At 43.9% G+C, this 12,973-nt stretch carries 14 protein-coding genes; 7 read left to right on the forward strand and 7 right to left on the reverse strand.

The genetic code is table 11. From position 1 onward, the window contains the following. Window positions 1–70 precede the first annotated feature (70 nt). From PO771_RS08500 to PO771_RS08510, 3 genes are all read left to right on the forward strand, one after another. Entirely contained in the window at window positions 71–514 is a 444-nt protein-coding gene (locus PO771_RS08500; protein ID WP_272562834.1) for a MaoC family dehydratase N-terminal domain-containing protein, read from the forward strand. A gap of 20 nt (window positions 515–534) precedes the next feature. Beyond that, window positions 535–966, forward strand: a complete 432-nt coding sequence (locus PO771_RS08505; RefSeq protein WP_272562835.1) for a MaoC/PaaZ C-terminal domain-containing protein — start codon at window positions 535–537, stop codon at window positions 964–966. A 140-nt stretch (window positions 967–1,106) separates the two neighbouring features. Beyond that, window positions 1,107–2,666, forward strand: a complete 1,560-nt coding sequence (locus PO771_RS08510; protein WP_272562836.1) for an S-layer homology domain-containing protein — start codon at window positions 1,107–1,109, stop codon at window positions 2,664–2,666. 84 nt (window positions 2,667–2,750) lie between these two features. Here PO771_RS08510 and PO771_RS08515 read toward each other — a convergent pair whose 3' ends face one another. Further along, on the reverse strand, window positions 2,751–3,053 hold the full coding sequence (locus PO771_RS08515) for a hypothetical protein (protein WP_272562837.1): 303 nt from the start codon (window positions 3,051–3,053) through the stop codon (window positions 2,751–2,753). Between the two features lie 254 nt (window positions 3,054–3,307). Here PO771_RS08515 and PO771_RS08520 point away from each other — a divergent pair, with 254 nt between their 5' ends. From PO771_RS08520 to PO771_RS08530, 3 genes are all read left to right on the forward strand, one after another. Further along, a complete protein-coding gene (locus tag PO771_RS08520; protein ID WP_272562838.1) occupies window positions 3,308–3,865 on the forward strand; it encodes a peroxiredoxin family protein in 558 nt (185 codons plus the stop codon). A 76-nt stretch (window positions 3,866–3,941) separates the two neighbouring features. Further along, the gene (locus tag PO771_RS08525; RefSeq protein ID WP_422664991.1) at window positions 3,942–4,850 is read left to right on the forward strand and encodes a DMT family transporter; all 909 of its coding nucleotides are present in this window, start codon (window positions 3,942–3,944) and stop codon (window positions 4,848–4,850) included. Between the two features lie 36 nt (window positions 4,851–4,886). Next, window positions 4,887–6,098, forward strand: a complete 1,212-nt coding sequence (locus PO771_RS08530; protein ID WP_272562839.1) for an MFS transporter — start codon at window positions 4,887–4,889, stop codon at window positions 6,096–6,098. Between the two features lie 117 nt (window positions 6,099–6,215). On the opposite strand, the gene yedF is transcribed toward PO771_RS08530, so the two are convergent. The 5 genes from yedF to PO771_RS08555 all read right to left on the reverse strand — a co-directional run bounded on the left by yedF (window position 6,216) and on the right by PO771_RS08555 (window position 10,137). Then, window positions 6,216–6,461 carry a sulfurtransferase-like selenium metabolism protein YedF gene (gene yedF, locus PO771_RS08535; RefSeq protein WP_096465823.1) on the reverse strand — a complete coding sequence of 82 codons (246 nt, stop codon included), beginning with the start codon at window positions 6,459–6,461 and terminating at the stop codon, window positions 6,216–6,218. Further along, window positions 6,461–7,708: a selenium metabolism membrane protein YedE/FdhT gene (gene yedE / locus PO771_RS08540; protein WP_272562840.1), complete on the reverse strand. Its 1,248-nt coding sequence runs from the start codon at window positions 7,706–7,708 to the stop codon at window positions 6,461–6,463. The genes yedF and yedE overlap by 1 nt, the downstream gene beginning before the upstream one ends. A gap of 175 nt (window positions 7,709–7,883) precedes the next feature. Further along, window positions 7,884–8,072, reverse strand: a complete 189-nt coding sequence (locus PO771_RS08545) for a hypothetical protein (RefSeq protein ID WP_272562841.1) — start codon at window positions 8,070–8,072, stop codon at window positions 7,884–7,886. An 800-nt stretch (window positions 8,073–8,872) separates the two neighbouring features. After that, window positions 8,873–9,361: a GNAT family N-acetyltransferase gene (locus PO771_RS08550; protein ID WP_272562842.1), complete on the reverse strand. Its 489-nt coding sequence runs from the start codon at window positions 9,359–9,361 to the stop codon at window positions 8,873–8,875. Between the two features lie 458 nt (window positions 9,362–9,819). Beyond that, a complete protein-coding gene (locus PO771_RS08555; RefSeq protein WP_272562843.1) occupies window positions 9,820–10,137 on the reverse strand; it encodes a hypothetical protein in 318 nt (105 codons plus the stop codon). 566 nt (window positions 10,138–10,703) lie between these two features. Between PO771_RS08555 and PO771_RS08560 the strand changes: the two genes are divergently transcribed. After that, the gene (locus PO771_RS08560; protein ID WP_272562844.1) at window positions 10,704–10,859 is read left to right on the forward strand and encodes a hypothetical protein; all 156 of its coding nucleotides are present in this window, start codon (window positions 10,704–10,706) and stop codon (window positions 10,857–10,859) included. 118 nt (window positions 10,860–10,977) lie between these two features. Here PO771_RS08560 and PO771_RS08565 read toward each other — a convergent pair whose 3' ends face one another. Continuing rightward, the gene (locus tag PO771_RS08565; RefSeq protein WP_272562845.1) at window positions 10,978–12,936 is read right to left on the reverse strand and encodes a methyl-accepting chemotaxis protein; all 1,959 of its coding nucleotides are present in this window, start codon (window positions 12,934–12,936) and stop codon (window positions 10,978–10,980) included. Window positions 12,937–12,973: the final 37 nt, after the last annotated feature.

Raw genomic sequence — 12,973 nt, forward strand, 5'->3', positions numbered from 1 at the left:
TTATGGTATGCTTTTGCAAGTAACGATCTTTTGATCCTAACTCTATAAACAGTACGAGAGGAGAATGTACGTGTCTACTCCAGAAGACAAAAAAGGTTTTACATTTGAGCCGTTTAGCGGCACTGTTGAAGCAGGCAAAATCCGTGAGCTTATGCGGGCAATCGGAGATGAAAATCCACTCTACAAATATGAAGAAGTGGCGAAAGAAGAAGGGTTTGCTGGCATTCCGATCTCACCGACATTCATCGAAGCGGTCGATATGTGGAACGGCCCAAGCTTTGAGGACTTGATGGATCAGCTTGATATTGATCTGAAAAAGCTGCTGCACGGAGAGCAGGAATATGAATATCTCGCACCGGTGCATGCAGGCGATACGTTACGTGCTACGACGCGTGTCACTGATGTGAAGACAAAGCGGAATGGCATGGCACTATACAAGCTTGAGACTACATACCACAATCAGCGGGGCGAACATGTAATGAATGCAAACATGATGCTCGTGAAAACACCGTAGGAATAGAGGAGGAATAAACGATGAAGCCTTATTTACTTGCTCACCCGGAAACAGAAATCGGGACCGAACTTCCAGCGCTTGTAAAGCCAGAGGTTACTCGCATGCAGCTCATCAAATTCGCCGGTGCATCCGGTGATTTCAATCCGATCCATACCGTTGAATCTGTTGCTCAGGAAGCGGGTCTTGGCGGGGTGATTGCACACGGTATGCTCATTATGGGCTTTGCCGGTCAGGCGGTGGAAACATGGGTACCGCGTGCTGCCCTTAAAAAATTTGGCGTACGCTTCTCGGCTATTACTCGCCCGGGAGATTCAATTGAAGTGCGCGGTCAGCTTTCAGCGAAGGAAGAAACGGAAGCCGGCACACTGGTGAAAATTAAAGTGCAGGCGGTCGACCAGAAAGGCGAAGTGAAACTAAAAGGTACATGTGAGGCGCTACTTCCGCGTGCCTAACGGAATACGAATACATGCCAGCCCCTGTCCGCTGATACAGCCGACAGGGGCTGTTTTCAATTATCGCCCTTTTTTCCAGTAATCTACTATACATCTTCCCAGCCCTTTGCTATACAGTCAAATCTATGAGAAAAAAACTAATGGTAATTGCATTGATTGGTAGTTTGCTAGGGGGAAGTGTGTGGGCACAGAGTCAGAAGGAGGTACAGCCGTTCACAGACATAGCGGATAGCTACGCTCGTACATATATTATGGAATTGCATGATCGGGGCATCATAGACGGAGTTGGAAACGGAATGTATGCACCTCATAGTCCGGTAACACGGGCGGAGTTCGTGACGATGTTAATGCGGGTGATGAAGCATGAGGCTGCGCCGGGGGGCATTCCTGCTTTTACGGATGTACCGCCATCATCCTGGTCATACGGCTGGGTACAAGCGGCGGTTTACGCCAATACGGTAAGCGGGGTAGCACCTGGCCGGTTTGCACCTGATCAGCCTGTGACCCGGGAGGAAGCCGCTGCTTTATTGGCACGTGCGTTTATGCTCGTGCATGCTGGGGATGCAGCACCGGCATCTGTTCCGTTTACGGACGGATATGCCGTTGCCAACTGGGCCCGCGGGTCGGTTGCTGCGATGCAGAAGAAAGGAATCATGACAGGAGATAATGGATATTTCCGTCCGGCAGATACACTGACACGGGAAGAGCTTGCCGTGCTCATGCATCAGGTGCTTGAGAAGGGATTACCAGATCAGCCAGCAGCGCCTGGGATGCCGATTCACCTGGGCTGGCAGTATGATATTTCTGATGACGAATACAAAGCGCGTGTTACGGCAAGCGGAATGGTTAATACGCTGTCACCACGCTGGTTTTTCCTTGATGCGGCGGGAGTGGGAAGCTATGGAGTAGATGAATCGCTTAGTAGCTGGGCAAAAGCAAATGGTAAGCAGCTTTGGCCACTTGTAGGCAATCGTTTTAGCACAGAGAATACGCATAAGAATTTGTCAGATGCAGGGAGACGAGGGACGCTTGTTCACCAGCTGGCCGGGTATGCTAAGACGTATGGACTGGCTGGACTTAACATTGATTTTGAAAACATAGACCCAGCGGACCGTACCTATTTCACGGCGTTTATTCGGGAGTTAGGGGCAGAACTGCACCGGGACGGACGGAAGCTTTCTGTGGATGTGCCACCTGATCTCGGTACGGACTGGAGCGATCCGTATGACTTTGCGGAGCTGGCACACGCTGCCGACTATCTTGTTGTGATGGCCTACAATGAGCATTGGAGTGAAGGCAAACAAATCGGATCAAATGCTTCCCTTCCGTGGGTACGTGCCCAGGTGGAAAAGATGCTTACTATCGTGCCGCGTGATCATCTAATTGTCGCTCTTCCTTTGTATACGATGCAGTGGGAGCAGAACGGGAAACAGATAAGCTCCGAGGAGATTAGTCAGGCTGCTGCTTTAGAACAGGCACAAAAACCTGGTGTTCGCCCGGTATGGGATGCATCAGCGGCACAGTATACGGTTCGCGTTGCACAGAATGGGACCGTCCGATCGATGTGGCTTGAGGAGTCCCGTTCCCTTTCGGCCAAGTATGAAGAGATGCGTAAGCTTGGTGTGGCAGGCGTTGCTTTCTGGTATATCGGCGGGGAAGAGAATAGTATTTGGCCTGCTTTGCGTAATGCCAAGAACTAAACATAAAAAGCCAGTTTGTGGGAGGAACTCTCCGCAGACTGGCTTTTTGTTTTCCAGATGTTACAATAAAAAAACAGGCAGCGGTTATACAACCATCTGACGACAGATAACTTGCTTGAGTTCTTTTTTTAGTTTTGGATCGATGGTTGTCTCCTGCATAATCTGCTCGTATGCACGGCGCATAGAATACCAGGAGGCAGCATGTAATATTTCGTGAGTGGATTTTATATGAGTAATATAGTGGCGCACAGCTTGATTGGTCAGCGGATGGCGGAGCATTTCATTCGTAATGTAGACGACCCGGTGCTTTTGTTGATCGCGGTAAACAAGGTAGGAGAATCCGAGGACAATGGAGAACAGCATAGACAGGCAGAGAAACGCCATCATGAGGCACCTTCTTTCATGAAATTGGGTCTATATGATAGCAATGCCACCGTACGGCAAAAAATATACGCGTTTGCTCAGGGGAGATCAATCATAAACATATTTTATAGACTACATAATTATAATTATGTAAACAAACGGACCGTTGTCGGAAGAGACTGCTTTGATGATAAGGCCGTACCTATTATGGGAGAACGACGAAAAGCGTGTCCGGTACTGCATGTCGGTTGTAGGATGAAACAGAGAGGGGGGTGTAGATGCCGCCAGTAGGACTATTTTTTTTAGTGCTGTTTATCATTGGAGGAGTGGGGTATAGTCTGACAAGGAGTGAAGAGCGATCGGCTGCGGAGCAGTCATCTGCTGTAAAAAAAGCGGATCACCCGACTGCCGATAAAAAGATTCGGGAAGGGATGCAAGCACCTGATTTTGAATTGTACAAATTAGATGGGCAGCAAGTCAGGTTATCCGCACTGCGTGGTCGCCCAGTGCTGGTCATGTTCTGGAGCACACAGTCTCCTACATGTACAGACGAGATGCCTGGGCTGGTGTCTTTCTATGAGAGTCATCAGCTTCCAGGGCTTGAGGTGCTGGCTGTAAATGTAACGAAAACAGAGAGCTCAGTTGAGGATGTGAAGGAGTTCGCCACGAAATACAAGCTTCCATTTCCCGTGCTGCTTGATCCAGACATGAAGGCACAGGAAGCATATCAGGCTGCTATTATTCCGACGAGCTTTTTACTGGATGAAAAAGGTGTGATCCGTAAAATATTTCAGGAGCCGCTCACAGTCGAATCCCTTGAGAAAGCAGGGTACTAACAAAAAGATAGTAACCAATTCTCAAACCTGTTATGCTTAAGAAGACACACAATTTTCACAGGAAGAAGGGAACGCAGTGCAGTGGATGTTTTATGCGCTTCTGTTATGCACAAGTCTGTTGTGGGGCGGGAATTTTGTCGCAGGCAAGTTCCTTGTGGGCCACGCCGGACCGCTTGTGCTAACGGAGATGCGCTGGGTAGTGGCGCTTGTTTGTCTAGTGCCGCTCGTCTGGTTTCGGGAGCGGAAGCTTTTGCCGCCGCGTGCGGCGTTATGGCCGCTGTTCTGGATGGGAGTGACAGGAGTTGTCCTGTTTAACTGGTTTATGTTTATGGCGCTTGAGCGCACATCAGCGGGAAATGTAGGGCTTTTGTCTGCACTTAATCCCGTATCGATTGCGATTGTTTCATTTTTCGTGTTACGAGAAAAAATGAGTCGTCGACAGTTAACTGGGATGCTTATTTCGCTTACAGGCGTACTTGTCGTGATTTCGCGTGGGCATCTTGCGAGTCTTTTGCAGTTGAAATTTAATGTGGGAGATTTATTTATGCTTGGTGCGGTCGCAAGCTGGGGTTTTTATTCGGTTTTCGGGAAAAAAGCGATGCAGTATGTTTCGCCTTATATGTCTACGTTATGGGCGGGGGTGTTCGGTTCGCTTATACTGGTGCCGTTCATCTTACCATCTCCGACGATCACAGCACCTGATACGGCATTTTGGATTGCGACTGCTTATGTAAGCATCGGGGCGACGGTCATTGCGATGTTATTCTGGAACATCGGTGTCCAGAAAGTTGGGGGAACGAAATCCGGTATTTTTCTTAATTTTAATCCTATTTTTACAGCCATTCTTTCGTTTTTATTTCTAGGCGAGCGGATGACCGCAGTGCAATTGATTGGGACGATGCTTGTTATAAGTGGCGTCTATTTGTTTACGACACTTTCGGCGCAGACGCGTGCTGTGCTGCGGACAAACGCAGGAGAGAGGTAAGGACTTCTAAATTAAGACTTGATAAGGAGAATGTCTATGTCTACCGTTCAGCTGCAACATTCGCAGCCAGAGCCCATAATTCAGCCTAGTAGAATGAAAAAGAGATATGTTTATACAATGGGCGCTTCACATCTTCTCAATGATATGATGACCGTAGGAATTGTACCTGCTTTACTGCCGCTTTATAAAGAGGCATTTCATCTTACTTACACACAAGCAGGGATCATTGTACTTGTGTCGTATCTAACATCTTCGGTCATGCAGCCTGTTTTTGGATATATTACGGATAAGAATCCTAAGCCGCTCGCATTATTATTTGGTGTGTTTCTAACAGGTTTAGGGTTATCTCTTACTGGATATATTCATAATTATTATGTACTTCTTTTGTGTGTCGCTATTTCAGGATTAGGTTCGGGTATATTCCATCCTGAATCAAATCGAGCTGTGTTCCTAGCTTCTAATGGGGACCGTGGAAGGGCTCAAGCAATTTATCAAGTTGGGGGAAATAGTGGGCAGGCATTAGGGGCATTAATTATCCCCTTGTTGTTACTATCGACGGGATTAAAGGGGATGTGGCTATTTGCCATTATAGGTGTATGCTCAATCTTTATGGTTTATTGGATGATGGGCTGGTATAAAGAGCAAATCGTCCATAATAGTAGAACGAAAAAGCAAATCGCAGGTCAAGATCGACCTCTCGGAATGTTTTTGTTACTACTGACGGTGATTTTACGTTCATGGGTACAAATCGGGGTCGCTGGATTCCTACCTTTCTATCTTCTCCAGAAACAAGGGATGCCTCTTCATAAAGCAGATATGTATGTGTTTTTATTTCTTGGAGCAGGAGCTTTAGCGACTTACATTGGCGGAAAAGTATCAGACCGTGTATCTAGAAAATCAGTTGTCGTATATTCTTTGATCGCCTCGATCCCGTTTGCACTTTTACTCCCACATGTAACAGGGTTAGCTTTGATTGCTACTTTGTTTCTTTTTGGTTTTACGATTCTATCTTCATTTGCTGTTACTGTCGTATATGGTCAAATGCTAATCCCTAGCAAAATATCAATGGCATCTGGATTGATGATTGGGTTTGGCGTGGGAGCAGGTGGAGTAGGTGCAACGTTATTTGGTAAGATATCGGATTTGTATGGTGTAAATACAGTGATGAACATATTTGTGTTTTTGATTATAATCGCAGCTATTATTTCTGTTTTTGTTCCTAGTGATAAACGGTTAAGCGTGAAGTAAAACAAAGAGCCAGCTAATCTCCTGCTGGCTCTTTGTTATTGTATGTATTTTTACCAGAATAAGCACATCCATGCACCCAAAACCCCCGTGATTAGCACGGGGGTTTTGGGTATATAGCTATGGCTTCAGAATGTAAAAACGAATAATCGGCCCTTCTTGTACAGGCTCGCATAACAAAACGTAGCCCATCCGTTTCGCTTCCTCTGGCACTGCCTGAAATGACTGTGGACAATCTGCGATGATCTCTAGTATTTCGCCTGATGCAAGCTTTTCTAGGACATCCAAGCTGTATACAACCGGATAGGGACAAGGTTCTCCTTCTAGATTCAATGTATATGTGGGAATAATTTGATTTCCATTCATTATGATATCTCCTTCATTTCTACGTTTGCTTGCATAAGTACAGCTTGACCTTTTTGATTTGCTTTATATCGGACATGCTTTTCCCAATAAGAAGCGAAGGCATACCAGAGAAGCATTAGACCTACCGTACTAAGAATCGCGCCGCTCCAGCCTAATTCGGAGACAAGATTAATTTTTGGATATGGCTTTACGAGAGAGGCAAATAATCCCCAATGATCCCAGCCCCAGGCAAGAATTCCGGCTCCTATAATATTGCCGATGCCGACAATAACGAACTGAATCTGTCCTTCCATCGCCCGATACATCCAACCGGTTTCACATCCTCCGGCAATCACGATACCAAAGCCGAACAGTAAACCACCGATGAGTGCTCCCGGACCGGCCCATGCAATTTTTTGCGGAACCCCGAGATAAATAATGACAGCTGTACAAAGAGTAGCGGCAATAATGCCGAGTGCCAGTGCTTTGGCCATCGTGCCTCTGCCGGTAACCCACAAATCACGGAACGCAGACGTAAAACAAATTTGTCCCCGCTGAATGAGTAGACCAAACGCGACACCGAATAGACCGGCCAGCCCTAATTTGGAATGCCCACCGGAAATTTCCCATACAATAAGGCCGATAGAAATGCAAAAAACAAGTAAGCCGATAATGGGCTGTACTCGCGATCTGCTTGACTGCATGTTTCTTGCACCTGGGGAGGCTTTCTCCAGGCGCGGTTTTCCACGCAAAAGCGGATGAAGTGCCGCTTTTACCCCTACATAGCTCCCTGTTGCCATCCCGAGCATGAACAGCCATGCGTGGAACGAAAATTGGGGAATTCCTGTAAAGAAAGAAGCCAAATTACACCCCATAGCCAGACGTGCACCGAATCCGGCAATCATGCCGCCGACGAGACCTTGTACGATCCGTCTTTTCTGATGCGGAAATCGCAGCTTAAAGTTTCCACCTAGCAGTGCACTCATTAAGGCACCGAGAAGCATCCCACTTACGACCCAGCCATCGACCCGGTCAAGTGGACTGCCCTGGAATTTTATAATTTTCATGTAGCTCAACTGGTGCGGATCAAAGCCAAACCAGGACATAATATGCCCGGCAAGGCGGGTAAACTCACCTGTAACGGCCCAGTATGTCTGGGTGACCCCGAAGTAAAGCGCACTGAGTACCCCCGCAATAACTGTGACAAGAACTGGATTCCAGAACTTATCGAAAAGCTTGTGGTAAAGCGATGTAATAGATGAAAGCATGTGTACCTGTGAACCTCCTGTATAAATCCCCTTTATGTCTCAAGTTTATTATATCATAGCAAGTCCAATGCCCTACTTATTCGACCCTTTTTCCTTGCTTTAGTCCCTTCTGCTGCGGATCTTTGATAATGGCGACGATGATTTCTGTCTTTATTCCTAATGATAAAGCTTTGTCTTACTTCTTCATTTGCTTTTCAATAAGGTAAGAAGCTACGGCCATCAGGATAATAAAAATAAGAATGAAAAGGGGAAGAATAAAGACAAGGTCAAGACTTTCTTTCATTCCTCTTGTAAATACAAACGCAAGATAGCTAGAAAGCGGAAAAAGTATCAAAACAGCTAACACGTATAAAAATAATTTCACTACCAGTCCCCCTTGATCTGTAAAAATAAGTCGTTTGATGCAATAGAAGACTATTCACCATTGCTAACATTCGGCATGTAATAATCACTTCCTTTGGGAAGCAGTTGCTTCGCTGATTCACCAGGTGGAATGTATAGTAGGAGCGTGCCTGTATACTCTGCATTTTTGCTTGGAAAACAATTAGTGATAAGCCTGCTGCACGTTACTTTGTCTTCTGGTTGGAAGTTCTCCTAGCCCACATAATCTACTTCAATTCTGATTTTTTGAGCTGTATAACGAATGTTACAAATAGCTCCCCTATTTTTTCGTCCATTTATCAATGAAATACGAGGCTATTGTCATTAAGATAACAAACAAGAAAATGAAAATAATTTGCATATAAAAATAATGCGCTCCATCTTTCATATCTAGTGTAAATACATATCCGAGGAAGTTAGAAAGTGGTACTATTACTAAAATGGATAATACATATAAAAGTAACCTCAATATAAATCCCCCTTTTTTAAACTCTAAGTAACTATCGGCTAACTGAGCATTTTTAATTTGTGATTTTCATACAGATCACACGCATCAAAGTTTTGTAAAATAGCCGAATTGCGAAAGGTAAGAGGAAGAAGATGATGAGCAATATCAAGACGCTGAGCTTTGCTATACAGGTGAAAAATAAGGAAGTTGTCTTTCAAAAAACCAGTTGCGACCCGAGCAACTCTGTTCTAGCGTTTTGAAGATTGTCTCAACTTCCGTTTGTACTTTTACTTCTTCATGCGACATCATATGAACTTTCATAGCAACGATACAGCTTATTTCAATTTTTTAATCATGTTGTACCAAATGACTCCGCCATGCCCGGAATTTGAAATGCCTTTGTTAAGGTATCCAAAGTTTTCATAGAAGCGAATTAAGTTCTCTTTACAAGTGAGTGTAACTGTTTCACGTTTTTTTACGCTTGCTTCTTTTTCAAAATGGTTAAGTAATTTTGATGCTAAGCCGCGTTTTTGAAAATGCGGGGACACCGCTAATCCTAAAATGCTTTGATGACCGCCAGACGCTGGATTTACTTTTATATCATTGAATAGGTCATCTGTGATGTACGCTGTTTCAATGACGGGTCCATTAATTAAACCTACAAGCACACCGTCTTCTTCAGCTACAAAAAAACTATCTGGAATGAATTGAATCCGCTTTTCAAACGCCTTTTTCGTCGCAGCCTCTTCTTTTGGAAAGCAAAGATGCTCAATGGCTACAAGTTCAGGTAAATCTTCCATTTTTACATTTCGTATTTTCAACATACATATCATCCTCCAAAATCGAACCATACCCTCATTTTGTTTAAGAATGAAGAACGTTATTATAGTAACAGGAATGGATCGTACAATAAAACGCAGATTTAACTGTCTATGTCTGATAACATCGCGTATGTTCCATTAAGTTTTTTTGTGATTTGATGGTCATGTGTGGGAAATCCTGATTTAGAGGAATTTACTAAAAAGGTATTTTAGCAAATAAAATAATTATAGTAAGAGCGATAAGATACCAAAATGCATATGCTAGTACGTATGTTATTGCTGTATTAATAATAAATTTAATACTAAATATGATTACACCATAAGAATATTTATATCCTGAGACTCCGGTAGAAGCTAAAGAGGTTAGAATAATAAAGTAAAATACAGTGCTGTCTGGTGGGTGTCCTTTAATACAAGCTACTATAGAGCTAAAGAAGCTGCCTATTAATATAATTAAGAATTCATACGAAATAAAAAATTTCATAGTCTTTATGTCTCTTTCTTAAAAATTCCGCTTTTCCCTTAAGATTTTTTATATTTCTAAAAATTATCTCTAGTACAACTCCGATTACGAATGCTGTTATTACTGTAAAGATTGATAGGAAACCAGTGCCCTCTGCTTCTGTTGGGCCGCTATAAGAAACAAAAAAGATTAAATAAATAGCTAGTGCATACCCTCCGACAAGAGAAAGACATAAAAACCAGCATTTTAAAAGTAGGGCAATAAACAATGGGATAAGAAATTGTAACCATGGTAAAATTTGTTGGATACTATTCAATTCTATTCCTCGTCTCAGATTGGATTATCATCCTAATATAAACCATTTACCAGCTCATGGAAATATGTATTGTATCCTCATTTATCACAATATTATCGAAAAAGTAAAGCCTTGCTATCCAAATGGATGGCAAGGCTTTTTGTGGTTTATGGTTTGAGCTACATATTTTCACTTTTCTTCATTCGTTTGGCTTCGATTATCATATACTCCAGGACTCGATACTGGTGGATTAATCGTATGAACTTCTGAAGTAGTGCGTGTCTCATGTAAATTCGTTATCCCTGCTGCGTGAGTTCCTAAGTCCTTTAGTTCAGGATTCTTTTCATTTTCCATAAAGTAAGACCGACTCCTTTTTTATTAAATTATTTCTTAGAATGCCGAAAAAACAAAAGAATATACTTGTTACGTTTAGAGATAAACGAGAGAGCGTTTGTACGGTTTTTATTTCCTTCGTACAGTAAATTGTTTTATGCATGTCTCGTGAAAAAGCAGAGCGTATAAAAAAACGATGAGCGGAAAAAGGTAAGGGTGAACATCAGAAGCCAGAAGGGGGGAGATGATGCGATATGGAGAAAGAAAATAATAAAACAGGTATGATTTTGGATATACCGGCAATGGTAAATGAACTGGAACGAACTACAACGGCAGATGAGCTTGTTAACCCAAGAGACAAAATTACCGGAGTAGAACCAGATCAGATGAAAAAAAGGGATAGGGGATAAGGCGTATAGCATTTGATTACATTCACCGCCCAGAAGGCTATCAAACCACAAATTTTCGATTCTACAAAAAAGCTGTCCCTGAAGCCAGAACATGGCGAATGGGACAGCTTTTAGTCATTTATACTTTAAACCTGCTCACAATCTCTTGTAATCGTTCCGCCATGTGTGCCAATGCGGCAGAAGAGGAGATGATTTCTTCCATCGAAGCAAGCTGCTCCTGAGCGGCAACCGATACGTGCTGTACATTGGCATCGGTTGTCTCTGTAATAGTAGCAATTTTCTCGATGGCTTGTGTGAATTGTGAGGCATTCGTAGATAACTGTGTCGCAGCAGCTGACACTTCTTGAATTTGGGCTGTTACCCCATCAATAGAAGAGTGAATGTTTTCAAATGCAGTTCCGGCAATGGATACCGTATGCATTCCGTTTGCGACTTCGATTGTTCCATGCTCCATCGCGTGAACGATCTGCTCTGTCTCCTGTTGAATAGTGATAATCTCACGTTCAATTTTTCCAGAAGCTTGTACGGTCTGCTCGGCAAGCTTACGTACCTCGTCAGCCACAACCGCAAATCCGCGTCCAGCGTCACCAGCCCGTGCCGCTTCAATGGATGCATTAAGGGCAAGCAAATTTGTCTGTTCAGCAATTTGTTTAATAAAGGTCAGAATGCTGCCGATCTGATGCGAATGCTGATCCAGATTTTTCACCATACCATCCAATCGCTGCACGGTTCCGTGAATGGCTTCCATTTGCTCCGCCGCATTTTGAATCGCCTGTTTTCCTTCCTCGGATATCGTAGACGTCTGCAGGGCGGATTGGGATACTTGTGATGCGTTAGTAGCAATTTGCTGCACGGCTGCGGTCATTTGTTGTACCGTTTGCGCTGTCTCAGTTGTCTGCTGTGTTTGCTGCTCTGATCCAGCGGCGATGCTTTGCATGCGTTCGGTAATATGTTCGGTAGCTTGTCCGGTGTGTTCGGAGCTGGCGCTAAGTTGCTCCGATGACGCCGCTACTTGTTCGGCTGTTTCGCGTACCTGCATAATCAATAAACGAAGCGCAGCTGCCATTTGATTAAAAGAATGCGCCACTGCTCCTAATTCATCATCACGGATCACAAGTACTTCTTGCGTTACGTCACCTTCACTCATTTTTTGTGATGCTTGTACAAGGCTGGTCAATGGCCGTGTAATCGAACGAATTATAAAATATACAAAAATGGAGCCGATGACGATATTCAGCAAAATTGTGAGTATGGTTTTGTAGAATATCGGATTGGCTGCATCCGCCACTTCTTGTTTGTAAAACGTTCCACCAATTTTCCAGCCCGTCGCAGCATTTGTCGTATAGGCCATCTTTCTTTCTGCCCCGTCGTACGTATAACTAAACGTACCGGAAGGAGAGGAAAACATTTGATCCGTTAGCCCGCTAGGTGGTTCCGCACCTGCTTGTAGCGTAGGGTGTACGATGGCTTTTCGTGTTTGGTCAAGAATAAACGCATAGCCTTTCTTGCCGATCTTTGTTTTACTTACGATTTCTGCAAGTTTTTCTAAGTTAACATCAAATCCAATAACCCCTTGCTGATCGCTTGCGGCTTTCGCAATTGTAACAACGATATTGCCCGTAGCTTTATCCACATAGGGGGCTGTTACAATCGCCTGATTTTTTTGTTCCATCGCCTGTATGTACCAATCACGCTTACGCGGATCGTAGCCAGCTGGCATGGTATGATGGGGGAAGTTAATGTGTTTCCCTGTTGCCATACCAATGTACACACTCAGGAGGAGCGGCTGGCTTGTTTGATAGTTATCAAAGAGATGATAAAGATCTGCCTGGCGTACGCCGTCTAATTCACTTGCTTTCACATCACGAGCCAGGAAATTAATGTCTTTCTTTTTTCCGTCAATTACTTCCGTAACAAGTTGATTTAACAAATCTACATTGTTTTGAGCATTCTGCACCATTTGTTCTTCTACGCCTTGCTTAGTCGTTCCGTAAGATGTGTAGCTGATCCATATGCAAGGGATGAGTAGCACAGCGGCAAATAGTAAAATCAAGCGTGTTTTTACGGTCATCCTCATGATCTTTCTCCTCGTGTTTCATCCTCTTTATTTTTGT

It is taken from the genome of Aneurinibacillus uraniidurans, assembly GCF_028471905.1.
In the GTDB taxonomy this organism is placed as follows: Bacteria; Bacillota; Bacilli; order Aneurinibacillales; family Aneurinibacillaceae; genus Aneurinibacillus; species Aneurinibacillus uraniidurans.

What these genes read in the sequence shown, in the direction of transcription:
- PO771_RS08505 (WP_272562835.1), top strand. Translation starts at nt 535, where the DNA reads ATGAAGCCTTATTTACTTGCTCACCCGGAAACAGAAATCGGGACCGAA.
- PO771_RS08510 (WP_272562836.1), top strand. Translation starts at nt 1,107, where the DNA reads ATGGTAATTGCATTGATTGGTAGTTTGCTAGGGGGAAGTGTGTGGGCA.
- PO771_RS08515 (WP_272562837.1), bottom strand. Translation starts at nt 3,053, where the DNA reads ATGATGGCGTTTCTCTGCCTGTCTATGCTGTTCTCCATTGTCCTCGGA.
- PO771_RS08520 (WP_272562838.1), top strand. Translation starts at nt 3,308, where the DNA reads ATGCCGCCAGTAGGACTATTTTTTTTAGTGCTGTTTATCATTGGAGGA.
- PO771_RS08530 (WP_272562839.1), top strand. Translation starts at nt 4,887, where the DNA reads ATGTCTACCGTTCAGCTGCAACATTCGCAGCCAGAGCCCATAATTCAG.
- yedF (WP_096465823.1), bottom strand. Translation starts at nt 6,461, where the DNA reads ATGAATGGAAATCAAATTATTCCCACATATACATTGAATCTAGAAGGA.
- yedE (WP_272562840.1), bottom strand. Translation starts at nt 7,708, where the DNA reads ATGCTTTCATCTATTACATCGCTTTACCACAAGCTTTTCGATAAGTTC.
- PO771_RS08550 (WP_272562842.1), bottom strand. Translation starts at nt 9,361, where the DNA reads ATGTTGAAAATACGAAATGTAAAAATGGAAGATTTACCTGAACTTGTA.
- PO771_RS08560 (WP_272562844.1), top strand. Translation starts at nt 10,704, where the DNA reads ATGGAGAAAGAAAATAATAAAACAGGTATGATTTTGGATATACCGGCA.
- PO771_RS08565 (WP_272562845.1), bottom strand. Translation starts at nt 12,936, where the DNA reads ATGAGGATGACCGTAAAAACACGCTTGATTTTACTATTTGCCGCTGTG.